28 protein-coding genes and 1 pseudogene are annotated in these 24,476 nt (G+C 36.4%); 9 read left to right on the forward strand and 20 right to left on the reverse strand.

All coding sequences use genetic code 11. The features are described from left to right. Positions 1-98: 98 nt before the first annotated feature. From ACFFIS_RS01285 to xylA, 7 genes are all read right to left on the reverse strand, one after another. Complete coding sequence (locus tag ACFFIS_RS01285) at positions 99-281, reverse strand: hypothetical protein (RefSeq protein ID WP_390185831.1); 183 nt, start codon at positions 279-281, stop codon at positions 99-101. Further along, positions 269-409, reverse strand: a complete 141-nt coding sequence (locus tag ACFFIS_RS01290) for a hypothetical protein (RefSeq protein ID WP_390185833.1) — start codon at positions 407-409, stop codon at positions 269-271. Before ACFFIS_RS01290 ends, ACFFIS_RS01285 begins: the two co-directional genes overlap by 13 nt. Beyond that, positions 397-531, reverse strand: coding sequence for a hypothetical protein (locus ACFFIS_RS01295; RefSeq protein WP_390185835.1), 135 nt, complete (start codon positions 529-531; stop codon positions 397-399). The genes ACFFIS_RS01290 and ACFFIS_RS01295 overlap by 13 nt, the downstream gene beginning before the upstream one ends. Then, complete coding sequence (locus tag ACFFIS_RS01300; protein ID WP_390185836.1) at positions 525-659, reverse strand: hypothetical protein; 135 nt, start codon at positions 657-659, stop codon at positions 525-527. Before ACFFIS_RS01300 ends, ACFFIS_RS01295 begins: the two co-directional genes overlap by 7 nt. Before the next feature lie 95 nt (positions 660-754). After that, a complete protein-coding gene (locus ACFFIS_RS01305) occupies positions 755-1,738 on the reverse strand; it encodes an aldo/keto reductase (protein WP_390185838.1) in 984 nt (327 codons plus the stop codon). A gap of 120 nt (positions 1,739-1,858) precedes the next feature. Next, positions 1,859-3,358 carry a xylulokinase gene (gene xylB / locus ACFFIS_RS01310; RefSeq protein WP_390185839.1) on the reverse strand — a complete coding sequence of 500 codons (1,500 nt, stop codon included), beginning with the start codon at positions 3,356-3,358 and terminating at the stop codon, positions 1,859-1,861. A gap of 104 nt (positions 3,359-3,462) precedes the next feature. Next, on the reverse strand, positions 3,463-4,782 hold the full coding sequence (gene xylA, locus ACFFIS_RS01315) for a xylose isomerase (RefSeq protein WP_320380189.1): 1,320 nt from the start codon (positions 4,780-4,782) through the stop codon (positions 3,463-3,465). 190 nt (positions 4,783-4,972) lie between these two features. On the opposite strand from xylA, the gene ACFFIS_RS01320 reads away from it, so the two are divergent. After that, entirely contained in the window at positions 4,973-5,590 is a 618-nt protein-coding gene (locus ACFFIS_RS01320) for a YesL family protein (RefSeq protein ID WP_320380190.1), read from the forward strand. A 50-nt stretch (positions 5,591-5,640) separates the two neighbouring features. On the opposite strand, the gene ACFFIS_RS01325 is transcribed toward ACFFIS_RS01320, so the two are convergent. The 3 genes from ACFFIS_RS01325 to ACFFIS_RS01335 form a co-directional block, all read right to left on the reverse strand. Further along, entirely contained in the window at positions 5,641-6,462 is an 822-nt protein-coding gene (locus ACFFIS_RS01325; protein WP_123315938.1) for a carbohydrate ABC transporter permease, read from the reverse strand. 18 nt (positions 6,463-6,480) lie between these two features. Beyond that, positions 6,481-7,359: a carbohydrate ABC transporter permease gene (locus tag ACFFIS_RS01330; RefSeq protein ID WP_123315937.1), complete on the reverse strand. Its 879-nt coding sequence runs from the start codon at positions 7,357-7,359 to the stop codon at positions 6,481-6,483. 110 nt (positions 7,360-7,469) lie between these two features. Continuing rightward, on the reverse strand, positions 7,470-8,774 hold the full coding sequence (locus ACFFIS_RS01335; protein WP_390185840.1) for an extracellular solute-binding protein: 1,305 nt from the start codon (positions 8,772-8,774) through the stop codon (positions 7,470-7,472). A gap of 296 nt (positions 8,775-9,070) precedes the next feature. Here ACFFIS_RS01335 and ACFFIS_RS01340 point away from each other — a divergent pair, with 296 nt between their 5' ends. Then, positions 9,071-10,255 (forward strand): ROK family transcriptional regulator, encoded by a 1,185-nt coding sequence (locus tag ACFFIS_RS01340; RefSeq protein WP_390185841.1) that lies wholly within the window; start codon positions 9,071-9,073, stop codon positions 10,253-10,255. A 569-nt stretch (positions 10,256-10,824) separates the two neighbouring features. Then, positions 10,825-12,432 carry a glycoside hydrolase family 43 protein gene (locus ACFFIS_RS01345; protein WP_390185843.1) on the forward strand — a complete coding sequence of 536 codons (1,608 nt, stop codon included), beginning with the start codon at positions 10,825-10,827 and terminating at the stop codon, positions 12,430-12,432. 111 nt (positions 12,433-12,543) lie between these two features. Here the strand turns inward: ACFFIS_RS01345 and ACFFIS_RS01350 are convergent, their stop codons facing one another. The 4 genes from ACFFIS_RS01350 to ACFFIS_RS01365 all read right to left on the reverse strand — a co-directional run bounded on the left by ACFFIS_RS01350 (position 12,544) and on the right by ACFFIS_RS01365 (position 14,050). Beyond that, on the reverse strand, positions 12,544-12,723 hold the full coding sequence (locus ACFFIS_RS01350; RefSeq protein ID WP_320380193.1) for a hypothetical protein: 180 nt from the start codon (positions 12,721-12,723) through the stop codon (positions 12,544-12,546). A 132-nt stretch (positions 12,724-12,855) separates the two neighbouring features. Continuing rightward, positions 12,856-13,689: a hypothetical protein gene (locus tag ACFFIS_RS01355; protein ID WP_390185844.1), complete on the reverse strand. Its 834-nt coding sequence runs from the start codon at positions 13,687-13,689 to the stop codon at positions 12,856-12,858. Continuing rightward, the gene (locus ACFFIS_RS01360) at positions 13,589-13,924 is read right to left on the reverse strand and encodes a hypothetical protein (protein WP_390185845.1); all 336 of its coding nucleotides are present in this window, start codon (positions 13,922-13,924) and stop codon (positions 13,589-13,591) included. The genes ACFFIS_RS01355 and ACFFIS_RS01360 overlap by 101 nt, the downstream gene beginning before the upstream one ends. Positions 13,925-13,927: 3 nt before the next feature. Next, positions 13,928-14,050, reverse strand: coding sequence for a hypothetical protein (locus ACFFIS_RS01365; protein WP_390185846.1), 123 nt, complete (start codon positions 14,048-14,050; stop codon positions 13,928-13,930). Positions 14,051-14,376: 326 nt separating this feature from the next. On the opposite strand from ACFFIS_RS01365, the gene ACFFIS_RS01370 reads away from it, so the two are divergent. The 6 genes and pseudogenes from ACFFIS_RS01370 (at position 14,377) to ACFFIS_RS01395 (ending at position 19,677) form a co-directional block, all read left to right on the forward strand. Beyond that, the gene (locus ACFFIS_RS01370) at positions 14,377-15,318 is read left to right on the forward strand and encodes a DUF1672 family protein (protein WP_390185847.1); all 942 of its coding nucleotides are present in this window, start codon (positions 14,377-14,379) and stop codon (positions 15,316-15,318) included. A 141-nt stretch (positions 15,319-15,459) separates the two neighbouring features. Continuing rightward, positions 15,460-16,395 carry a DUF1672 family protein gene (locus tag ACFFIS_RS01375; RefSeq protein WP_390185848.1) on the forward strand — a complete coding sequence of 312 codons (936 nt, stop codon included), beginning with the start codon at positions 15,460-15,462 and terminating at the stop codon, positions 16,393-16,395. Positions 16,396-16,655: 260 nt separating this feature from the next. Then, the gene (locus tag ACFFIS_RS01380) at positions 16,656-16,811 is read left to right on the forward strand and encodes a hypothetical protein (RefSeq protein ID WP_320380199.1); all 156 of its coding nucleotides are present in this window, start codon (positions 16,656-16,658) and stop codon (positions 16,809-16,811) included. Positions 16,812-16,823: 12 nt separating this feature from the next. After that, positions 16,824-17,594, forward strand: a pseudogene (locus tag ACFFIS_RS01385) (DUF1672 family protein); the annotation flags it as partial. A 693-nt stretch (positions 17,595-18,287) separates the two neighbouring features. Continuing rightward, on the forward strand, positions 18,288-19,166 hold the full coding sequence (locus tag ACFFIS_RS01390) for a DUF1672 family protein (protein WP_390185849.1): 879 nt from the start codon (positions 18,288-18,290) through the stop codon (positions 19,164-19,166). A gap of 232 nt (positions 19,167-19,398) precedes the next feature. Then, positions 19,399-19,677 (forward strand): hypothetical protein, encoded by a 279-nt coding sequence (locus ACFFIS_RS01395; RefSeq protein ID WP_320380202.1) that lies wholly within the window; start codon positions 19,399-19,401, stop codon positions 19,675-19,677. A gap of 139 nt (positions 19,678-19,816) precedes the next feature. Here ACFFIS_RS01395 and ACFFIS_RS01400 read toward each other — a convergent pair whose 3' ends face one another. From ACFFIS_RS01400 to ACFFIS_RS01425, 6 genes are all read right to left on the reverse strand, one after another. Next, positions 19,817-20,368 (reverse strand): DUF6792 domain-containing protein, encoded by a 552-nt coding sequence (locus ACFFIS_RS01400; protein ID WP_320380203.1) that lies wholly within the window; start codon positions 20,366-20,368, stop codon positions 19,817-19,819. Positions 20,369-20,382: 14 nt separating this feature from the next. After that, the gene (locus tag ACFFIS_RS01405) at positions 20,383-21,042 is read right to left on the reverse strand and encodes a YvcA-related protein (RefSeq protein ID WP_320380204.1); all 660 of its coding nucleotides are present in this window, start codon (positions 21,040-21,042) and stop codon (positions 20,383-20,385) included. A gap of 185 nt (positions 21,043-21,227) precedes the next feature. Further along, complete coding sequence (locus ACFFIS_RS01410) at positions 21,228-21,626, reverse strand: DUF6792 domain-containing protein (protein ID WP_320380205.1); 399 nt, start codon at positions 21,624-21,626, stop codon at positions 21,228-21,230. Positions 21,627-21,644: 18 nt separating this feature from the next. Then, the gene (locus tag ACFFIS_RS01415) at positions 21,645-22,298 is read right to left on the reverse strand and encodes a YvcA-related protein (protein ID WP_320380634.1); all 654 of its coding nucleotides are present in this window, start codon (positions 22,296-22,298) and stop codon (positions 21,645-21,647) included. Positions 22,299-22,365: 67 nt separating this feature from the next. Next, positions 22,366-23,016 (reverse strand): YvcA-related protein, encoded by a 651-nt coding sequence (locus ACFFIS_RS01420; RefSeq protein ID WP_390185851.1) that lies wholly within the window; start codon positions 23,014-23,016, stop codon positions 22,366-22,368. A gap of 361 nt (positions 23,017-23,377) precedes the next feature. Further along, the gene (locus ACFFIS_RS01425; RefSeq protein ID WP_390185883.1) at positions 23,378-24,295 is read right to left on the reverse strand and encodes a glycerophosphodiester phosphodiesterase; all 918 of its coding nucleotides are present in this window, start codon (positions 24,293-24,295) and stop codon (positions 23,378-23,380) included. Positions 24,296-24,476: the final 181 nt, after the last annotated feature.

The raw sequence follows: 24,476 nt of genomic DNA on the forward strand, positions 1-24,476 counted from the left end.
GAAAGTGAATCTTCTACCACGCACACCGCGTCTTCTACCATAGAAAGTGAATCTTCTACCACGCGCACCGCGATCTTCTACAATCGAATGCGAATCTTCTACCACGCGCACCGCGATCTTCTACAATCGAATGCGAATCTTCTACCACGCACACCGCGTCTTCTACAATCGAATGCGATTCTTCTACCACGCGCACCGCGATCTTCTACAATCGAATGCGAATCTTCTACCACGCACACCGCGTCTTCTACAATAGAAAGTGAATCTTCTACCACGCGCACCGCGATCTTCTACAATCGAATGCGAATCTTCTACCACGCGCACCGCGATCTTCTACCATAGAAAGCGAATCTTCTACCACGGATTCCGCGTCTTCTACAATCGAATGCGAATCTTCTACCACGCGCACCGCGATCTTCTACAATGGAATGCGATTCTTCTACCACGCACACCGCGTCTTCTACCATAGAAAGTGAATCTTCTACCACGCGCACCGCGATCTTCTACAATCGAATGCGATTCTTCTACCACGCACACCGCGATCTTCTACCATCGAAAGTGAATCTTCTACCACGCACACCGCGTCTTCTACCATAGAAAGTGAATCTTCTACCACGCGCACCGCGATCTTCTACAATCGAATGCGAATCTTCTACCACGCACACCGCGATCTTCTACCATAGAAAGCGAATCTTCTACCACGCGCACCGCGATCTTCTACCATGGAATGCGAATCTTCTACCACGCGCACCGCCTAGTATGCGCCGCGAATAAACGGATGTACTTCTTTCCAGTAAAAGTCTTCAAGCTTTTTCCTTTCTATACTGGAGAAGCCTGGGGTGTTTATAGCGGATATATTATCTTCTACTTGTTTTACGTTACGGAATCCTGGTATGACGCTTGTTACAGCTTCATGTTCTAGTATCCATTTTAGGGATGCACGTGTCATATTTCCGCGGTCTTCCGCTATCCTGCTTAGTTTATTACTAAGTTCTACACCTTTCGCAAAGTCCAGTCCAGCAAATGTTTCGCCTACATTAAATGCATCGCCATTAATATTGAAATGGCGATGGTCATCCTCTTCGAATGTGGAGTCAGTTGTGAATTTCCCTGTTAATAGTCCACTTGCTAAAGGTAGACGTGATAAAATCCCAATATTTTTTTCTTGTGCTCGTGGAAATAATGTATTGATTGGCTTTTGGCGGAAAATATTAAAAATTACTTGTAAGGCGCTTGCTTTTGTATTGTCGATTACAAATAATCCTTCTTCGATTGTTTCTACACTTACGCCATAATAACGAATTTTCCCTTTTTCCTTTAACTTGTCTAAAACTTCAAATACATGACCGGCTTGTAAAATCTCCATTGGGGGACAATGTATTTGATATAGGTCGATATAATCCCGATTCAAACGTCGCAAGCTATCTTCACAATATTTGGTGACAGCTTCTTCAGAATAATTATCTGGATCATAAATGTCACCTGCTCGGCCAAATTTTGTTGCGATATAAATATCCTGTTTCATTCTACTTGTTACTTTTGCTAACAACTGTTCACTATGACCATCGCCATATACATCTGCTGTATCAAAAAAATTTACTCCTAATTCTATTGCGCGCTCTAATCCCTTTAACGCCTCTTGATCGTTTGTTTTTCCCCATGCACCACCTATCGCCCATGTACCAAAACTTAGCTCACTAATTTTTAAATCTGTATTTCCTAATTGGTTATATTTCAAAATGACCACTCCTTCTGCATACGTGTTCACATAATAATCCACATAAAACAATACCTTATATAGACTCTTTTACTTTTACTTTTACTTTTCCATCATCGCCCATTACACCGAAATAAATCATCAACTTCTATAACTTAATAGTTTTTCATTCAGTACTTTTGTTGTACTATAAATTTCTTGATATACGCCAAACAGTTCTTTATATTTCCGTACATTTTCTTCATTTGGAATAAATTCCTTCTCCACTTTTAGAAATACGTCTGCACATGCTTGGAGGGTTTCGAACCAGTTGCACCCGTATGCTGCAATCATTGCTGCTCCCATGCCTGGTCCTTGTTCACTTGTTAATTTTATTATTTTCGCATCAAATACATCTGCTTGCATTTGAAGCCAAGTATCGCTTTTGGCACCACCACCTATAGAGACAATGGTGTCAATGACTTTTCCCTCTTCACGGAATATATGGATTGATTCATTGAGAGAGAATGTGATACCTTCTAGAACAGCGCGGGTAAAGTCCGCTATTTTATGTGATGCATCTATTCCAATAAAACTGCCGCGTATCGTTGAGTCAGCATGTGGCGTGCGTTCGCCAACAAGATACGGGGAGAAAAGTAAACCATTTGCTCCAACTGGGACGTCTTCCACATTTGCGAGTAATTCATCAAATGATACTTCTTTTGCAAATACATTTTTAAACCAACTTAAGCTATGTCCAGCTGAGAGTGTAACCCCCATTGTATAGTAGGCATTTGGCGCACTATGATTAAAATAGTGCACTTTTCCGTTAAATTCCTTGTTGCTACTGGATTCATAGGATAAAACAACACCTGATGTCCCGATGCTACAAAGTGTTTTTCCTTCTTGTAAAATACCTGCACCGATGGCACCGCATGCATTATCTGCTCCTCCTGCAAATACTTTTGTTGTTGTTTGCAGTCCTGTCTCTTCTGCGATTTCTACGGATAATTCCCCAACCATTTCATCGGATGTTACAAGGGGTGGACATATTGTTAGGTTTATATCTAATCGTTCACAAATCTCTGCACTCCATTCCTTTTTCGCAATATCTAGTAATAATGTTCCAGCGGCATCTGAATATTCCATTTGTAGTTTATTCGTTAGACGAAAGCGTAAATAGTCTTTGGGCAATACAAATGTTTTAATTCGTGCAAATAATGCCGGTTCATATTTTTTTACCCATAATAACTTAGGCAACGTAAAACCTTCTAATGCTGGATTTTTTGTAATTTCAAGTAACCGCTCTTTGCCAATCACATCATATATATCTTTACATTGTTCGGTTGTTCTTGTATCGTTCCACAGAATTGCCGGGCGTAATACTTCATCATTTTCATCCAAAAGAACAAGTCCGTGCATTTGACCGGAAAAGCTAATTCCTTCTATATTCGCTGTATCTTCGGTAAAGTTTTGATGTAACTCTTTTAAAGCATGAATAGTTTGTTCCACCCATACTTCTGGATCCTGTTCGCTATAGCCCGATCTTCGCTGTATGATAGGATAAGATTTAGAAATCTCTTGTACTACCACACCTAGCTGATTAACGAGTAAAACTTTTACTGCACTTGTACCCAAGTCGATTCCAATTACATATTTCATAGGATACATACCTCTTTTCGATGTTTATACATGTACAGCCAGATGAAGGAACTACCATCTGGCTGTACATAATTTAAGAAATCTACATTATCTATTCATTATTTTTAAGCAAAGGTTGTAAGTAAATATTGATTAATGGTGGCTTTTATTTTTTCCATTTGTCCTGATTTATTTGTGATTTCACCCATATTTCGTGCATGTGCTTCCAATGTTTTGAAGTTTGCCTTACCATCCACTATATCTTTACCAATACCATCTTGGAAACTGCGATAACGTTCTGATACAATCCCTTCAAGGACACGATCCTCTATTAATCTTTGTGCAACTTTCAATCCTACGGCAAAACTGTCCATCCCAGCAATATGAGCGTGGAATAAATCTTCTTTTTCAAATGAACCACGGCGAACTTTCGCATCAAAGTTCAAACCACCACGCCCTAATCCACCATTTTTCAAAATTTCATACATAGCAAGTGTTGTAGCATACAAGTCTGTTGGGAATTCATCCGTATCCCAACCTAACAACGGATCACCTTGGTTCGCATCAACAGATCCTAGCATGCCATTAATTCGTGCATAATGTAGTTCATGTTCAAATGTATGACCTGCCAATGTTGCGTGGTTTGCCTCAATATTAAATTTGAAATATTGATCTAAGTCGTATTTTTGTAGGAAAGCATGCCCAGTTGCTACATCAAAATCATATTGATGTGTCGTTGGCTCTTTCGGTTTAGGCTCAATTAAAAACTGTGCATCGAAGTCAATTTCTTTCGCATAATCTACAGCCATATGAAGGAAACGACCTAAGTTATCTAATTCAAGTTTCATATCTGTATTTAATAATGTTTCATATCCTTCACGTCCACCCCAGAATACATAGTTCTGTGCCCCAAGTTCTTTTCCGACTTCTAGGCCTTTTTTAACCTTCGTAGCAGCATAAGCAAATACATCTGCATTACTTGAAGTTGCTGCACCGTGCACAAAACGAGGATGTGTAAACATATTTGCAGTATTCCATAATAATTTCGTCTTACTATCTTTCATGTAATCTTTAATCATTGCAACAATGACATCAATGTTATGCAATGTTTCCTGTAAATTGTCCCCTTCAGGCGCAATGTCAATATCATGGAAACAGAAGTATGGTACATTTAGCTTTTCAAAGAATTCAAACGCTGCCTCTACACGGGCTTTCGCCAAATCCATCCCTGTAAACTTATCCCAAGGTCTGAACATCGTGCCGGAACCAAATGGATCAGTTCCATTCGCTGTGAATGTATGCCAATAAGCAACAGCAAAACGTAACTGCTCTTCCATCGTCTTACCACCGACTATTTCTTCTGGATTGTAAAATTTAAATGCATACGGATTTGTAGAAGTAGCACCTTCGTAGTTGATTTTTCCTATTTCATTGAAATATGCCATAATGAATTCCTCCTAAAGTGTATGTTGATTATGTTATAATAAATAAAATATTAATTAACTTAGTTTATTCAATAGATAAACTAACAATTACCTAAAAAAATATTGTTTCTGTTTTCGATGACACCCATATAAAAATTATTTTTCTTCCCTATCGGCCATACTATATTCTCATATCTCTGGAGGGTTTATCATGAACATGTTTAGCAGCACACTATACCGTATCACGGAATGGATTACTCGATTTGCCTATATCCACTTACTATGGATTCTCTTTACAATATCCGGGTTCGTTATATTTGGCTTCTTCCCATCGACTGTTGCCATGTTCTCCATTGTTCGTGACTGGCTACGTGGGAAAACAGATATACCCATCTTCCAAACATTTTGGAACTATTTTAAACAAGAATTTAAGAAAAGTAACTTATTAGGTGTATTCGTATATGCCGTCACTTTATTAATTGTATTAGATTTTTATTTTATTACTTCCAATACAATCAATCGCTTCACTTGGATAAATATCCCTTTATTTGCTTTTATATTTTTATTTATTTTATTCTTGATTTACTTATTTCCAACGATCGCACATTATCATATGAAACCTATGCAGCTCATAAAAAATGCCTTTTTTATTATGCTCGTTAGTCCAATCCAAAGTTTCCTCATTTTATTAAGTCTAGTTTCATTATATTTTATCTTTAAACTTCTACCTGCATTAGCCTTTATTTTTGGTGGAAGCGTCTATGCATTTATTACGATGTGGCTATGTTTACACGCCTTCGAAAAAATTGAAAACAAACAAGCTTCATAAATACAAGGATGAGGTTCATGGGCTTGAGCCTCTTTTTATTGTTATCAGTTTTATCCTTTTACTGCACTAGAAGAAATACCTTCTACCACTTTATTACTGAAGAAAATGAATGCAATTAGAATTGGTAACACACTTATAATTAATGTTGCACCTATTGCTCCCCAATCCGTCATATATTGGCCAATAAAGTTTTGAATACCGACTGTCAATGTTTTAAATTTATCCGAGCTTATAAAAGTATTTACAAAAACAAATTCATTCCAGTTATAAATCATATTAATAATTACCGTTGTTGACATAACAGGTGCTGTCATCGGCAAGATAATCCTAAAAAACATACGATGGATAGAACAACCATCTATAATAGCTGCCTCTTCAATTTCCCGTGGTAATGTATAATAAAAACCGAGTAATATCATAATGGTTATGGGCAAATTGTATGCCGTATATGTCAACACAATGGACCATGGATTATCAATGAGACTAACTTTTAGAAACATACTGAATAACGGTATGATCGCAGAGTGAATAGGAATCATTAACCCTACCATAAAAAGTCCTAATACTAAACCGCTATATTTCCACTTCATTCTTGTTATTGCAAAAGTAGCCATACTTGCAAAAAGTACTGTGAATATAATAGCTAGCCCAGTAATCCAAACACTATTCCAAAAGTAGGTTCCAATACCGCCTTCCCAAACCTTCAAATAATTTTCCCATCTAAACTCTGTAGGTAAAGCAAATGGTGAACCCGAGAATATCTCCTGGTTATTTTTGAGTGAAAACAAGAACAGCCAGATGATAGGAAAAATCTGAAAAACAGCAACTAAACCTAATGAAATATAGAGTAAAACCTTCCCTAATCGTTTCATGCTCATAACCTCCTCCCTCTAATATTGAATCTCTTCTTTCGACGCTGTAAGTTTTTGTACAATAATCGTCACTACGAGCGTAATTGCTAATAAGAGGAATCCAATTGCACTACCATATCCAAAGTTATTCGTTGAAAAGGCTAATTTATACATATACGATGCCATTACCTCACTTGCACCGTTTGGCCCTCCACCGGTCATCACGTAAATAAGATCAAAATATTTTAATGAACCTACAATAGCTAACACGATCGTAACTTTCACGACACCCATAATAAGTGGTAGCTTTATTTTAAGCGCAATCTGTATTGGATTTGCCCCATCTATTTTTGCAGCCTCAATAACAGAATCCGGAATGTTTTTTAATGCTGCATAATATATGAGTATATAAAAACCCGCATACTGCCATAAAATTGGAATAAATATCGCGTATAAAACGATTGAAGGTTCCGCCAACCAAGATGGTGGATTTTCCATACCTAATTTCATTAGAATGTAATTCAACATACCGTTCGATGGATTAAATACCTTAATCCACAATTGCGCAATCGCAACCGAGGATAATAACATCGGCACTAAATATATTTTCCTTAATAAATCTGCTCCTTTTATTTTTGAAGCTAGAACCATTGATATTGCTAAATAAGCGATGAGACTCAATGTTGAAAATATAGCTAATAATACCGAATGCCCTGCACTACTCCAAAATTTACTATCCTGTATTGCATTGATGTAGTTCTCCATCCCGATAAATTTCATATCACCTATACCATCCCAGTCCATCAAGCCGTAATAGGCTGATAATCCTAATGGTATATAAATTAATACGGCAATTAACAGTAAGGCAGGAAGAACGTACAATGCGATGATCCACTTATTGGACATAACTTTATTCATTGTATTCAACCCCATATCATTAAAGTAGAAAAGGACAACCGATATTGGAATGTCCTTTTCAATTTTTAAGCATGATTGCAAACTTTATAAACCATTACCAATAGAGCCGATTATTCCTCTGCCGATAATGCATCCTCATGTGCTTTCGCAAATTCCTCAGGCGTTATATCTTTACCAAATAATGCTTGAATTTGTTCCAAATGAACTTGTGCTGTACTTGCACTCATTTGAACATCAGCAAACAACGTAATATTCGTTGCACTGTTAAGGTCATTTAACACATCTACATACATTTGCGGAAGTTCCAATGACTCCGTATCCACTTTTGTTGCTGGAATGACCCCAACTTCAGTAACTGCTCTTTCTCCCCATTTTTCAGTGAAATATGCAACAAACTCTTTTGCTTCATCTTTAACTTTTGAGTTTTCCGAAACAAATAGTCCAACACCAGGTCCACCTACATAACTATTTTGATCACCTTTACCATCAACAACTGGAAATTTGAAATAGCCAACAGAATCTCTGAATTCTTGAGGGACATCTTCATTTGTTGTATAGTTTGGTAAATCCCAAGTGGCAATCAAATACATCGCTGCCTGTTCATTCATAAACATACTTTTTGCTTCTTCATCAGAAAGACCGTTAAATCCTTTAACGAAGGCATCCATATCTACGAGTTCCTGTACATCCTTTGCAGCCTCTATAAGAGCCGGGTCTTCAAATGATCCTTCTCTTGTAATAGCCTTTGTAAGTACATCATCATCACCAATTCTATCGGCAAAATACATATACCATAAAGAACCCGTCCAACTATCCTTATTTCCTAATGCAATTGGGGCAACCCCATTATCTTTTAATGTTTTTACAACGTCTTTGAATTCATCATAATCTTTTGGTTCTTTTAAACCATACTGATCAAAAATTGCTTTATTGTAATAGACAGAAACTATGTTTAATTCTAATGGTAAGCCATATGTTTTTCCGTCGATTGCATATGCTTCTGTTGTTCCCGATACAAAACTATCCTTTAATCCGTCATCTAAAACGTCATCTAATGTAGCAAATTTATTACCGCTTACATATGGTTGCAAGAATCCTGCAGCCCATGTCATTCCAACATCTGGCAACTCATTTGATGTAGACAATACTTTTAATTTATCTTTATATTGTTCATTACTTAATACTTCAACATCTACTTTTACGCCTTCATGCTCTTTTTCAAAATCAGCAACAATATCTTTCACAATTTTATGATGCTGCGCAGAGCTTCCTTCTGGCCAAAGATGCATGAATTTAATCGTCTTTGCATCTCCCTTATCACCTTGACTATTATCATCCGACCCAGAACAGCCTGCTAAAAACAAAAATAATGCCATGATAGAAATAAATAATGTTAGCGCTTTCTTTTTCCCCATTGTGACACCTCCGAATTTTTAAAAGATATACCGTTTTACGGGTTAAATAAAGAATACCACGCATAACATTGTTTGTCCAGTGGATAAACTAAGTTTTTTCCAGATGTTTATGATATAATCAGATTTAACTTCATGTACTAACATTAACAATCTTCATGAGTACATAACCTTTTATGAAACTTGTATAAATCAGATATTCATAGTATTACTCCATTTCATCGGTAGTTTACGCTATTTATTTTTTAAAACCTACTATCTAAAACGAATACACTATATCAAGAAAAGAGTTGACTACAATGGCCTTAAACAAAACTTGGAACCAACATGTTGTAAAAAAGGAAAATAAATCTTTGGTTCTTAACGTCATTCAATCATCCTCTCCTATTTCTCGAGCGGACATTGCATCTATAACTGGACTTAATAAAGGAACTGTTTCGTCTCAGGTAACCGAACTTATTGACGAACATTTAATCTATGAATCAGGTCCTGGAAAATCTAGTGGTGGTAGAAGACCAGTCATGCTTCTATTTAATAAAATCGCCGGCTATTCAATCGGAATTGATCTAGGTGTAAATTATATTCTTGGTCTGCTTACCGATTTAGAAGGAAATATTTGTAAAGAAAATTATATAAAAATTAAAGACCTATCTTTTGATGAAATCATGGAGAAGCTCTATGAAGTAATAGATTCACTAATTGCGTCCGTCCCTTCAAGCCCATACGGAATAATCGGGATTGGGATTGGAGTCCCTGGTACAGTTGATAATAACGGGAATATTCTTTTGGCACCAAATTTAAAATGGAAAAATATTCACTTAAAAGAAATCCTTGAGGAAAAATATCACATACCTATCGTAATAGAAAACGAAGCCAACGGGGGAGCCCACGGTGAAAGGAAATTCGGAATCGGTATGGACACAAAACATATTGTTTACGTGAGTATTGGTATCGGAATCGGAGTCGGACTTATTTTAAATGGTGAGTTGTATAAAGGCAATAACGGTTTTTCTGGTGAACTTGGACATATGACAATCGATATAAATGGGAAAGATTGCCGTTGTGGCAGTAAAGGATGTTGGGAACTTTATGCATCCGAACAAGCTTTAGATGATTATGCTGCACAACTAAAACTAACATCTTTATCCGAAGAGGAAATTTCACTAGAAAGTTTACTATCACTTGCTGAAAAAGGAGATGAAAAAGGAATCGCCTTATTTGAAGAAATTGGCAATCAAGTTGGGATTGGATTAAAAAACATCGTTAATATTTTCAACCCTGAACAAATCATTGTCGGAGGACGCTTAGCCGCATCCAAGAAATGGTTAATAGCGCCAATAAAAAAACAGTTAGATCAAACACAATTATTTCAACAACAAGACTTACAAGTGGACTTTTCTAGCCTATCAACACATTCCGCCGCAATGGGAGTAGCAGCTTTTGCCGTAGAGGAATTTTTACAAAATAATCTACACAAAGCGTGAGTGTGCAATACTGTTTATCGCATTTAAACCGAGCATGGCAATATTATTTTCTAGCTGGGATTGTTAATACGAGGGCATGCGCATTTGATTTTATTGCTGGGATTGTTAATACGAAAGCTTGACACATTTGATTTTATTGCTGGGAATGTTAGTACGAGGGCATGCGCATTTGATTTTAATTGCTGGGATTGTTAATACGAGGGCATGGCGCATTTGATTTTATTGCTGGGATTGTTAATACGAGGGCATGGCGCATTTGATTTTATTGCTGCAACTATTAATACGAGGGTTTGGCGCATTTGAGTTTATTGCTGCAACTATTAAAAATAAAAAGCACATGTATGATATTTTCTATAGCCTCCTTTTACGCTCTAAGAAGGAGCCTATTTTTATTAAATATACTTTGTTTGTTGATTAGACAAACTATATGTTATGATAATATGAGCACAGACAAATTCAAGCATTTTTGACAAAACAAATGTAAACCCTTTCAACAAACTGGAGTATATCGACTCCATGCTGATTTACGTTAGGTGTAACAAAAAATATATTAATAGAGGTGGTTCATTATGGCAACGATAACAAATCCCATTTTAACTGGCTTTAACCCTGATCCAAGTATTTGTCGTGCGGGCGAAGACTATTATATCGCAGTATCTACATTTGAATGGTTTCCCGGTGTAGGAATCTATCATTCAAAGGATTTGAAAAACTGGCGTCTTATATCAAGACCACTTCAGCGCTTGAGTCAATTAAATATGTCAGGTAATCCCGATTCAGGTGGGGTTTGGGCACCTCAACTATCTTACGCTGATGGTAAGTTTTGGCTCATCTACACTGATGTCAAAGTTACCGAAGGACAGTGGAAAGATTCCCATAATTATTTAGTTACATGTGATACCATCGACGGTGAATGGTCTGAACCTATATTTCTAAATAGCTCTGGATTTGACCCTTCTTTATTTCACGATGATGATGGAAGAAAATATTTAGCAAATATGTTCTGGGACCATCGGATTGGTAACCATAACTTTTACGGTATTGTTTTGCAAGAATACGACCATGAAAATAGAAAGCTAATTGGAAAATCTGAAATTATTTTTAAAGGCACAGACGTGATGCTAACGGAAGCACCCCATATTTACAAAATAAATGGCTATTATTATTTACTTACTGCTGAAGGTGGCACAAAATATGACCATCAAGCAACAATCGCACGTTCAAAGAACTTATGGGGGCCGTATGAAGTACATCCAGAAAACCCATTGATCACATCATTTCCATACCCAAGAAATCCTTTACAAAAGGCTGGACATGCTTCCTTTGTTCAGACACATACAGACGAGTGGTTTTTAGTTCATTTAACAGGACGTCCATTGCCAAAAGAAGGACAACCTTTACTTGATCCTAGAGGCTTCTGTCCACTTGGACGTGAAACCGCAATCCAACGCATGGAATGGAAAAATGACTGGCCTTACATTGTTGGCGGCAACCAGCCTTCCGTTGAAATTGAGGGACCTGCTATTGATGAAGTGAAATGGCAACCGGATTATCCAACGATAGATGATTTTAATTCAAATGATTTAAACTTACATTTTCAAACATTACGGATTCCACTGGAGAAAAACATCTTATCTTTAGAAGATAATCCAGGACATTTACGACTATACGGAAAAGAGTCGTTGACTTCAAAATTCACGCAAGCATTTGTTGCAAGACGCTGGCAACACTTTAATTTCACAGCTGAAACAAAAGTAGCATTTAGCCCAAATTCCTTCCAACAAGCAGCCGGTCTCGTGAATTATTATAATACGCAAAATTGGACAGCACTACAAATTACATGGCATGAGGAAAAAGGAAGAATTTTGGACTTAACAACATGTGACAATTTCACCTTTGACCAACCCTTAAAAGGAAATGAAATTATTATTCCTGAACATGTCGCATATGTTTATTTACGGGTAGACGTCCAAACAAATATTTACACCTACTCCTATTCATTTGATGGAGAAAACTGGACAGCGATTCCGATAAACTTTTATTCATATAAACTATCAGACGATTATATTAACGGTGGCGGTTTCTTTACAGGGGCCTTTGTCGGAATGCAGTGTCAAGACGGTTCCGGTCAAAATCTACCCGCCGACTTTGACTACTTTAAATATCAAGAAAAGTAAACAAGTCATTTAGCCTGCCCCACCTGCCTTGCAATGCTCATCGAGTGGAATTTAACTTGTGAAATATACAGTTAAATTTCACTCGATTTGATTTATCCAGGATTCGCGAAATCATACAACGTGGCATGAACATCTACCACAGAGGGCGCGCGGAATTCTACCATGGAATGTGAGTCTTCTACCGCAGGGGGCGCGGAATTCTACCATAGAAAACGAATCTTCTACCATGGATTCGCGGACTTCTACCATAGAAAGCGAATCTTCTACCATGGATTCGAGAACTTCTACCATGGAATGCGAATCTTCTACATGGATTCCGCGAATTCTACCATCGAATGTGAGTCTTCTACCACGGTCGGCGCGGGGGCCACGTTTTGGAGCAGCTCTTCTGCCATGGGGGCGTGGACTTCTACCATCAAAAGCCTATCTTCTACCACGGATTCGCGAACTTCTACCATAGAAAACGAGTCTTCTACCATGGATTCGAGAACTTCTACCATCGAATGTGAGTCTTCTACCACGGTCGGCGCGGGGGCCACGTTTTGGAGCAGCTCTTCTACCATGGATTCGCGAACTTCTACTATAGAAAGCGAATCTTCTACCACGGATTCGAGAACTTCTACCATCGAATGTGAGTCTTCTACCACGGATTCGTGAACTTCTACCATAGAAAGCGAATCTTCTACCATGGATTCGAGATCTTCTACTATAGAAAGTGAGTCTTCTACCATGGATTCCGCGAACTTCTACCATGGAATGTGAGTCTTCTACCATGGTCGGCGCGGGGGCCACGTTTTGGAGCAGCTCTTCTGCCATGGGGGCGTGGACTTCTACCATCAAAAGCCTATCTTCTACCACGGATTCGCGAACTTCTACCATAGAAAACGAGTCTTCTACCATGGATTCGAGAACTTCTACCATAGAAAACGATTCTTCTACCATGGATTCGAGAACTTCTACCATAGAAAACGATTCTTCTACCATGGATTCGAGAACTTCTACCATAGAAAGCGAATCTTCTACAACGGATTCCGCGTCTTCTACCATCGAAAGCGAATCTTCTACCATGGATTCGAGAACTTCTACCATAGAAAGCGAATCTTCTACAACGGATTCGAGATCTTCTACCATAAAAAGCGAATCTTCTACCATGGATTCACAGACTTCTACTATAGAAAACGAATCTTCTACCATGGATTCGCTGTCTTCTACCATAGAAAGTGAATCTTCTACAACGGATTCGAGATCTTCTACCATCGAAAGCGCGTCTTCTACTATCATAAGTCAATCTTACTACCACGGATTCGCGGACTTCTACTATCAAAAGTCTATCTTCTACCACGGATTCGCGGACTTCTACCATCAAAAGCCGATCTTCTACCACGAATCCCGCAGCTTCTACCATCAAAAGCGGATCTTCTACCACGAATCCCGCAGCTTCTACCATCAAAAGCGGATCTTCTACCACGGATTCCGCGTCTTCTACCATCAAAAGTCAATCTTCTACCACGAATCCCGCAGCTTCTACCATCAAAAGCCGATCTTCTACCACGGATTCGCGAACTTCTACCATCAAAAGCGAATCTTCTACCACGAATCCCGCGTCTTCTACCATCAAAAGTCAATCTTCTACCACGAATCCCGCGTCTTCTACCATGGATCTTGAATCCTCTACCACGCCCACACTAAATTCTATATCTTATAAGTGGAATTCCCCAACAAAATCCATTTCTTCTAGAACCTTTGCCATACTACTTTTAGCCCATTTTTCTAAATAGTCAGTTATAGTATTGCAATAATCAAGTAATTGGGTATTATTGGATATAACCTCAAAAAATTAGACTTCATTAACATAACTAAAATTTATATTGATATAAGCAGGCAAATTAGTTTAAAACAACGAATACATTATTACTTTATCCATTATCAAAGGTGGTTATTTCGGTGAAAAGAAAATTCCCTATGTTGTTTATCGTTCTTTCAATGTTCCTCCTACTATTGCAAGCATGCAGTTTTTTAAATGCAACCAATAAAACGCAACACGCTAAGGAGGAAGAATTCAAAAAGACCGACTATGAAAAGGAAAACTATGTCAGAGTTCAGGATTATACAGGTGAGGGATTTAAACTTCGTGATAGTAAAGAAAAAAATGGTGAAATTGCTCGTAACCAACAAGAGGTTGTGGAAAAAGGAGTAAAAGACTTCTTCCTTAAAAACTATCGTACGGAAGTGAAGATAAATAACATTGTCAGTGCAGTTGATGGTGCGGTTGTTTATGTTGAATCAGTAAAAGAACCTAAATTTCACACGTTTGCTATTGTACCTGTTAATAGTAAAAATAAAACTGTTTCCATCAATCGAATTTGGTCCTTAGAGGGAGAAGTGGAAAGTTCTCTCGCTACTGGACTGTATGTACTAGCTTTTCAAGGTGAATTCCAGAAATTGGATAACTATCTCCAAGATGTTGTAGATAACCATCCAGTTGTTGGAATGTCAGAAGAGATGATAACAAATATTGGCGGTGAAGGTTATTTATCACCATATTATTTTATGTCACCTTTTGGGGATGCTTATGATCAGCTAGTAGCCGAATATCTGGAAAATCCCGAAATGTCCTCAGAAGAAGTGCGTGATTTTTTAAATAACCATAGCAATGAATTATACAAAATTAATATTACCATCGAGTTATTTATGGAAGATGAATACACTTCACCAGACCAACAGATTTTAGATGAAGTCGCAGCCAATATTGAAGAAATGGATGGTATTCCTGCAGGAGAATACTCCATATTTATCCATGACAATTATATCGATAAGAAAAGAGGCGTCGGATTTAAGGAAAATACGCTCGAACGAACTAACCCAAATAAGATTAGAAAAGAATAGAAGGAGGCTCAATTAAATGAGTACAACTACACCACATGTGAATCATAGCTAGTTTGTGTGCAAAGGCGATAATCTCAGGATTGGGGGATTTTTAAAATTTTTTAAAATATATCACAAACAACAATTTCACGAGGTGGATACATGAGGAAACTAACCTTCGTATTTATGGGTTTCTTAATAATATTTTCAGCTGGATGTCAAGCATTAGAAAAGAAACCAGATACACTACAAGCAGATGAAGAAAAAGTAAACGAATTTAAAGAAACTGACTATCGAAAAGAAAACTATGTCAGAATTCAAGATTATACAGGTCAAGGATATAAACTTAATAACAGCAAAAAAGTAAACGAAGAAATTGCCTGGAGCCATCAAGAAGAAATAGATAAGGCTGTAAAGGAATTCTTTCTTAAAAACTACCATACGAAAGTGCAAGTAAACAACATGGTGAGCGCTGCTGATGGTGCAGTTGTTTATGTGGAGTCAGTAAAAGAACCCAAATTCCATACGTTTGCCATTGTTCCTATTCAGCGTAAGTCTGTGCTAATAAACAACATTTGGTCGTTAGAAGGTAAAGTAGAAGGGGCAATTGCTGGGAGTTTATACGCGCTAGCTTTTGAAGAGGAGTTCCAAGTTTTAGACGACTACATACAAAGTATGTTAGAGAAGCATCCTATTGTTGGTAAACCAGATGAAATGATAAAAAATATAGGTGATCAAGGCTATGTAACTTCATATTTTTTCCTAGCACCATTAAGTAAAGTTTATGATGAGTTAGTTGCAAAGTACTTAGAACAACCCACGATTACAAAGCAGGAAATTAGAAAATTTTTACATACTCAAAAGGAAGAATTACACAGAATTAATGTCTCCATCGAATTTTATATGGAAGAAGAGTATACACACCCAAATCAAGAGATTTTAGACGACATTGTTGCGGGACTTGAGGAATTGGAAGGGATTCCTCCTGGCTCCTATTCCGTACACTTAAACGATAACTACATAGATAAAAGAAGAGGAATTGGAAAAAAGAAAAATACAATTAAACAGAGTCATCCAAATAAAATTTTAAAGAAATAAAAGATGAAGTATGTTGAAGAAAATCAAAGTAAATAGAGGGAGGTTTTATATTGGTCACGGCTATTAATCATATTGATAGGGACCATTTTATTAGTAGTTTTAATAACCAAAGTGTAAATAGGGTGAATGTGAAGGATACTTGGCATTTCAATTATTATTGAATATTCTTGGATATAAGTATACTTAGGGATAGCTCTAAGTTTATCATGTTTAGGGGTTTTCAAATATATCAAAATCAATGTATTTTGTGAGGTGTATACATGAGGAAATTAGCTCTAACATTTATGAGTTTCATAGTATTTTTAGGAGGTTGCCAAGCATTAGAAAAGAAACCAGATACACTACATGCAGACGATGAAAAAGTGAAGGCATTCAAAAAGACAGACTACGAGAAAGAAAACTATGTCAGGGTTTAGGATTATACGGGCGAAGGATTTGAACTTCGGGACAGTAAGAAGGATAATGGGGAAATTGCAGAACGACATCGGGATGATATAGAAAAGGCCGTCAAGAAACATTTTAATGAAAATTATCGGACAGAAGTAAAAACAAATAATTTAGTCAGTGTTGTCGATGGTGTTGCTGTTTACGTTGAATCTTTTGATAAACTGTCTTTCCATACTTTTGTTATTGTACCTATTAGCCTTAAGAACCAGACTGTACATTATGACAAGATTTGGTCATTGGAGGGCGATGTGGAAAGAGCCATTGCTGGTGGTCTGTATGCCTTTGCATTTGAAGAGGAATTTAATCGTTTAGATAAATTTTTAGAAGAAAAAACCGAACAATTCCCTATCGTTGGAATTACAGAAGAAATGGTGAAGTATGTGGAAGCTGACGGATATACGACCCCCTACTATTTTCTAGCACCCTTTGGAGATGTATACGACAATATTGTCGAAAAATATCTTGAAAACCCAGCAATCTCAAAAGAAGAAGTACGTACATTTTTAGAAAATAATCGTCAAGAGTTACACAAAGTAAATGTTGCTATTCAACTCTACATGAAGGAAGAATATACGGCTCCGGACAAAGAGATTCTTGAACAAATCGCGAGTGACATTGAAAATATGTCTGATATTCCATATGGTTCTTATTCCATACACTTAAATGATAATTATATCGATAAGAAAAGAGGTACGGGACTGAAAGATAACACGATCAGACGTAGTAACCAGAATAAGATTATTAAAAGATAAAGGAGGGTGCATGTTGTCTGTAGTAAATATTAACCATGTTAATACTACTGATTATACAAATATTATCAATCAGAATGTCAATGATGTCGATGAGAACCTTATCAGCGACCCTGATTTAAGTAAAATTAGCTGGTCATTATGCGTATATTAAGCCCAAAGAAGGTAGAATAATCGAAGTTGGTGGAACCGAATATGAAGTCATTGACGCTGTCTACAACCATGAAACCGGCCTTGACGCCTTCACCATAAAAAATGTAAACACAAAAGGATACCAGGACTTAATTGTCGTTTTCGTTGGGAGTGAACAACTTAGAGAAGATTGGCTTGAAACGAGTGTGAATTTGTTAAGCAATCTCACCCCTAGGCAGCTTAAAGAAGCAATAAAGTAAGTTAAAGAAGTTGAACGGGATTCTCTTTTAAACCACATCTTACTTTCAAAACGCAAGTACCCTCTTTACTACGGGTCTTCCTACGCATATCCTTTGCCTCATTTCTAAAATATTGCATAAGTTTACTTGCGCTTCGACTTCAATTGGATACTATTGGATATAGGTATACTTAGGGAAATCTCTAATTTCGCCATATCTAGTGGTTGTCAAATGTCAAAAACAATATATTTTGTGAGGTGTATACATGAGGATTTTAGCTTTAATATTTATGAGTTTCACAGTATTTTTAGGAGGTTGTCAAGCGATGGGAAAAAAGCCAGATACGCTAAACACAGATGAAGAAAAGGTGAATGAATTTAAAAGGAATGATTATGAGAAAGAAAACTATGTCAGGGTTCAGGATTATACGGGCGAAGGCTATACTCTCCGTGACAGCAAGGAAAAAAACAGGGAAATAGCAATACAACATCAAGATGAAGTGGAAAAGGCAGTCAAGGAATTCTTTTTAACCAACTACCATTTAAATGTGGAAGTAAATAATATTGTTGCTGCAGTCGATGGCGTTGCTGTACATGTTGAATCCATTGAAAATCCGAACATACATACATTCGCTATTGTACCAGTGGATATAAAAAGTAAAATTGTTCATACCAATCAAACATGGTCCTTAGAAGGTGAAGTGGAAAAGGCTATCAAAGGTAGCTTGTATGTAAAGGCAAATGAAAAGGAGTTTGCAAATCTAAATCGCTACTTAAATAGTATTGAACAAAAATATCCAGTAACAACTGTTAGATTAGAGTCAATTAAAAATACTAGTATAAGAGGTTATAATACTCAACATTATTTCATTGCACCAGCAGGTAAAACATTCAATAAATTATTTATAGAATATATGAATAATCCATCACTATCCCCAGATAGTATAGTGGAATTCTTTAAGTTAAACCCATTAGATCCCCGCTATATTACAATTTCTATTGAGTTTTTCATGGAAAATGAAAATGAAGAACCAAGTATAGATATACTAGATGAAATTATTCATGATCTTGAAAACATGAGTAATATCCCTAAAGGAGCATATTCTATTTACTTACATGATAACTATATAGACAAACAAAAAAGTATTGGGTATAAATCCAATACCTTAGAACGAAGTCACCCGAATCAACTTATAAAGAAATAAGGAGGTTTGGATATTGAGTATATCTAAGATTAATCATAATGTTTCCGTTTCAAAATAAAAGAATATCTTTTGCGATTTCATCCTTCCTAAGCCTCCCGTAATTGATAGTTATAACGAGCTAATTCGCTTTCTTCATTAAACATATCTTCAATTGCTACTTTGATTTTATGTAATAATTCCCTTTGATGGAGGTTACCGGATGATTTTGTGAAAGAATATTTAGCAAGAAATTGTGGATGTTTATAATGAGGAAGGTTTTGATGGCATTATTAACAAGTTATTAGGTTTAGATGCTGAAATGATTGATAAAATAGTGGATATAAATGAAGGTAAAATACCGAAGTGGAAGAAGATAACGCTAATTCCGAGCTTTGTAAAAATGGTAAATGATGTGTGGAAAAAGATACCGGATGTTATTACCTTCTTGAAAATATTAAACCAAGACATTCCAGAGGTCTCAAGTACATTAGAGGAACTTGGCTACATTAGTGAATTGAGGCAGAGGTGCTAGTAGCTGAAATTGATGGATTGATTCATGATTTACAGGGAATGTACAAAAAGATTGATGGAATGTTTTCGAATTCTATCTTTCTAGTAATTCCACAAGTGCGTGCAGCTGCTATACGGTGTATGTTGCCCTAGCTATCGACCTAAAACTTTCCTATGATCGTGTCCGTGATAGATGGTGGTGCAGCATTAACGGTGTATACGTCATCAAAGTATCCTAGAACTATTTGAAGTAACGTAATTAGGTTTCCACCTAATGAATGACCCAGACCAATTTTCCTTACCTTTCCACCTGTTTTCAGCTTTATTTCATTAGTAACTTCTTGATCAAAATATTCTGCTGCTCGATATTGCTCTGTATTTTCTCCTACAAATATCCCCATTAGATTATAAATCCAGTCTATCGGTCGCCAATCGTTTTCTTGCGTCATTTCCGTTCCTCTTGTAATAGTATATGTTTCATTTATTCCCTGTTCCTCATCGAATAGATGGATGATCGTTCCATTAAATCCATTTGCATCTACTTCCTCTATATAATCCTCTGAGTAATAAATATCTACGGCTACATCTAGTTCCTTTCCTGTTTCCTCATAGTAAATTCTTCGTATCTCATCTTCCGTAATTCCATCGTATTCTATATCCATAATCCGGATTTTTATGATATCTGTATAAAGGATATCTTTTTGATTTGTCACTGATTCCACCACCTTTAGTCTATAAATTCAACCGATTTTATTAAACTCTTTATTTGTTGTTCAACCTCGTTTAAATCGAATGAGCATTCGATTGAATTCTTACAAATAATTGTATAGTCGTACTGTAATGCCTGATTACTCTTATCCTGTACTAAAAGTGCTAAAAAGGAATAATACGTAGTGTTTTTACTTTTTGTAACATATTTATTTACTGCGAAATATAGAGTTTTATCCCCATGAAGACTTCTTTCATAATCACCTTTATAACCAGAAGTGACTGATAATAAATCAAGATATGTCTGATGTTCATTTACATCACTTAAATTATTGTAAATAGCACGAACATAATACTGGGCATCAGTGCTTCTATCATGACTTCCTCCAAACTGTATAGCTTCAAAATGCTGTTTATTATTCTGATAATACATATCATCCATCCTTGCATCTTCCGGATACCACATCGTATAGCCGCCTGTTTTGGATTCAAATAAATAATAACCATCCTCTACTTCTTCCGCGGAAGTCATAAATCCTCGTGTAAATTCATCTTGGAATGCCATGACATCTGGTAAATCTTTTGGATCCCGTTCTGCGATTGGTTTTTCAAACATACTGCAACTTACTAATAAAGTAAATATCATGCTTAATGTTACGAGCCTTTTCAATAATGTCAAAGAAGGATTCCTCCCCTCATATTTGGAATTTTTAATTATCATATCATATAATCTTTATCAGTTGTTGGTAATTTAAGGGGTATTTTACAATTTGAGTGTTTAGGACTAGAGATTTTATACTATTGTTTTGAGGGCTGTATAAAAATAAGAAGGGATTGAGATTGAGGTTTGACTTTTGGAGTTAATTATATGTACAGTCTATTATAGCCGTATGCTCTTGCTAGGAAGGATATAACAAAGTTATCAAATAAACATTCAAACAGTTTTCCTATTTGATTATAGATCCAATTAATCGGACGCCAATCATTCTCTTGGGTTGGTTCGGTTCCGCGAGTGATAGTATAAACTTCATTAATTCCTAATTCCTCATCGAATAGATGGATCATTGTTCCATTAAACCCATTTTCATCTACCTCATCTATATAATCCTCTGAGTAATAAATATCTACTTCTACATTTAATTCCTTCCCTGTTTCTTCAAAATAAATTCTTCGTATCTCGTCTTCCGTAATCCCATCATATTCTACATCCATAATTCGGATTTTCATGATATCTGTATGAAAGACACTTTTTTGATTTGTCACCGATTCTATCCCCCTTTATTATTTAAATACAATGGATTTCATTAATTTTCTTACATGTGCTTCCACTTCTTCTAAATTATCAGTACATCCATTATTTCCATCTTCCTCACAAATAATAGTGTATTCATAACGTAAACCTTGATTGCTATCATCCTTAGCGACAAAGCCAAAAAATGTGTGAAAACTAGTCTTTACGTCAACATTTTTCCTCTGTGCAAAATAAATCGTTATGTCATCACTTATACTCTTCTCATATTGACCTTCATAACCTGACATTGATGATAATAAATCAAGATACAATTCATGTTTTTTTACATTCTTTGATTTATTATAAGTGACATGTACATAATAAGTATTATGCGTTATCTTGTCATGACTTCCACCAAACTTTATATGTTCACTATATTCTTTATTCCTCTGATAATACATATCATCCATCCGTGCATCTTCTGGATACCACATCGTATAGCCGCCTGTTTTGGATTCAAATAAATAATAACCATCTTCTACTTCTTCTGTAGATGTCATAAATCCTCTTGTAAATTCATCCTGGAATGCCATGACATCCGGTAAATCTTTTGGATCCCGTTCTGTGATTGGCTTTTCAAACATACTGCAACTTACTAATAAAGTAAATATCATGCTTAATGTTATGATTCTTTGTAATGGCATCAAATGAGATCCTCCTCTCACTTTTTAGAGTCCTTTATGCAAATATTCACCACTCACATCACACCCTCTATTCGTTAAATTCTACCGATTCCATCATTATTTTTACTTGCCTCTCTACTTCATCTAAATCAAAATCACAACTGTTCTTAGGTTCATCACAAATAATTGTATATTTATACTCTAACGCTTGATTTCTGGCATCCTCTACAACAAGGGCTAAAACTCCATAAAAACTTTTAGTTTCTCCAATATTTTCTCTCCTAGCGTAGTAATGGGTTCTATCATCTTTTTCTTCCTTCTCAAATTCTCCATCATATCCTGACGTTCCAGATAATAATTCTAGATATAGCTCATGATTCTTTACATCATTTAATTTATTGTAAATTGCTCGCACATAATACCTTCTTCCAGTGACCTTATCATGGTCTCCTCCAAACTGTATAGCTTCAAAATGATCTTTATTCCTCTTATAATACATATCATTCATCCGGGCATCTTCTGGATACCACATCGTATAGCCACCAGTCTTAGATTCAAATAAATAATAACCATCTTCTACTTCTTCCGTGGAAGTCATAAATCCCCTTGTAAATTTATCTTGGAATGCCATGACATCTGGTAAATCTTTTGGATCCTGTTCTGCGATTGGTTTTTCAAACATACTGCAACTTACTAATAAAAATATGAGCGCTATGACAAGAAAAACTAATTTCCTCAATGAGAGTGTTCTCCCTTTTTTTGAATTTTTGATTATCATACCATACTTTTAATGAATTTCTAGTATATATAGGAAGGTTTTTACAAATTGAGTATGAAAGACTAGGAAGTTAGTACTAAAGGATTGAGAATGGCAATTTTAATTGATGGGGAAATAAGAATACGAAGCCAAGTAAAAGATATAAAATCCAAGGTAACGAAGGAACCTCGAATTATCAATCATCTATTGCGCAAAAATTTGGGAAGGAACGCTCATAGGAAAGAAAGTTTCCCTGTACATGGAAATGGCATTATCAAATTTAAGCATTAGCTAAGAGGCGGGTCGTTCACACAGTTCTAATGATACCCGCTCCCACCGAACCTTACTCCGCTACCCTCCTTTCACGCAACACCTTCTCCAACACATCTGGGTAATTTGTAAACATCCCCGTTACCCCCCATTCCACAAGCCGCTCCATATCCTTTCCCTCATTTACTGTGTATGGATGAATAAGCAAATCAGCATCACGAATTTTCTTCACAAATTTTGGTGTTAACGATTTGAAATTAGGGCCAATTCCAACTGCATATTCCTTTATTTCAGCTATTTGCGCATCCGATAATTTTGCCTTCCCTTTAAAATTAAAAAGTTGAATAAGCGGAATAGACGAATCTAGTTGCTGGATTTTCAATAAACTTTCCTTGTGAAATGACTGGATAATCACAATTCCCTCACGTAAACTAGTGTTGAGCAAATCATGCTTTCGTAATAACTGTAACAATGCCTCTTCCATACCTGGATATTTATTCGGTGTTTTAGTTTCAATATAATAATTAGATTCTTTTCCAAAGTAAGTAAAGATTTCATCTAATGTCGGGACCTTCGCACCACTAAATACAGGATTCGCCAAGTCTGGATATATTTCGTTAAACCATGACCCCACATCTAATACACGAATTTCATTTAAATTTAATTCTTGCACATCACCTGATACATCCGTTGTATGTGACAAATCTGAATCATGCATCGCTATCAATTCACCGTCTTTTGTCATTTGTAAATCAATTTCGATGTAATCACCTGCTAATTCCTCCCCTAATTCATAGGCGGGAATTGTATGTTCAGGAGCATAACCTGATGCACCACGATGGGCAATATTTAAGAATCGCTCGGGGGATAACAAACTTAATTCTTCCACTTCTTGTTCTCGTGTGGCAATATGATTGCTCGTCTTTTTTGTTTCCTCATTCCTTCCAGTCGAGCTGTCATCAAATTGCGAACAACCGACTGTAACCAACATTCCAACAAGTGTGATCGCAAAAATAAGTTTACGTATTTTCAACCCTCCACATTCAATCTTTTTGGATCTTCTACATCTCACGCACCCATCTTCTACTACGTTTTACTAATCTTCTACATCCCGCGCACCCATCTTCTACTATCTTTCATGATTCTTCTACATCCCGTACAACATCTTCTAC

This window comes from Paracerasibacillus soli, assembly GCF_042432965.1.
GTDB lineage: Bacteria > Bacillota > Bacilli > Bacillales > Amphibacillaceae > Paracerasibacillus > Paracerasibacillus soli.

Bases quoted from the DNA above. Each gene is read 5' to 3' on its own strand.
- xylB (WP_390185839.1), bottom strand. From the start codon at position 3,358: ATGAAATATGTAATTGGAATCGACTTGGGTACAAGTGCAGTAAAAGTT.
- xylA (WP_320380189.1), bottom strand. From the start codon at position 4,782: ATGGCATATTTCAATGAAATAGGAAAAATCAACTACGAAGGTGCTACT.
- ACFFIS_RS01320 (WP_320380190.1), top strand. From the start codon at position 4,973: ATGAACATGTTTAGCAGCACACTATACCGTATCACGGAATGGATTACT.
- ACFFIS_RS01325 (WP_123315938.1), bottom strand. From the start codon at position 6,462: ATGAAACGATTAGGGAAGGTTTTACTCTATATTTCATTAGGTTTAGTT.
- ACFFIS_RS01330 (WP_123315937.1), bottom strand. From the start codon at position 7,359: ATGAATAAAGTTATGTCCAATAAGTGGATCATCGCATTGTACGTTCTT.
- ACFFIS_RS01335 (WP_390185840.1), bottom strand. From the start codon at position 8,774: ATGGGGAAAAAGAAAGCGCTAACATTATTTATTTCTATCATGGCATTA.
- ACFFIS_RS01340 (WP_390185841.1), top strand. From the start codon at position 9,071: ATGGCCTTAAACAAAACTTGGAACCAACATGTTGTAAAAAAGGAAAAT.
- ACFFIS_RS01345 (WP_390185843.1), top strand. From the start codon at position 10,825: ATGGCAACGATAACAAATCCCATTTTAACTGGCTTTAACCCTGATCCA.
- ACFFIS_RS01350 (WP_320380193.1), bottom strand. From the start codon at position 12,723: ATGGTAGAAGTTCTCGAATCCATGGTAGAAGATTCGCTTTCTATGGTA.
- ACFFIS_RS01355 (WP_390185844.1), bottom strand. From the start codon at position 13,689: ATGGTAGAAGATCTCGAATCCGTTGTAGAAGATTCACTTTCTATGGTA.
- ACFFIS_RS01375 (WP_390185848.1), top strand. From the start codon at position 15,460: ATGAGGAAACTAACCTTCGTATTTATGGGTTTCTTAATAATATTTTCA.
- ACFFIS_RS01380 (WP_320380199.1), top strand. From the start codon at position 16,656: ATGAGGAAATTAGCTCTAACATTTATGAGTTTCATAGTATTTTTAGGA.
- ACFFIS_RS01390 (WP_390185849.1), top strand. From the start codon at position 18,288: ATGGGAAAAAAGCCAGATACGCTAAACACAGATGAAGAAAAGGTGAAT.
- ACFFIS_RS01415 (WP_320380634.1), bottom strand. From the start codon at position 22,298: ATGCCATTACAAAGAATCATAACATTAAGCATGATATTTACTTTATTA.
- ACFFIS_RS01425 (WP_390185883.1), bottom strand. From the start codon at position 24,295: ATGTTGGTTACAGTCGGTTGTTCGCAATTTGATGACAGCTCGACTGGA.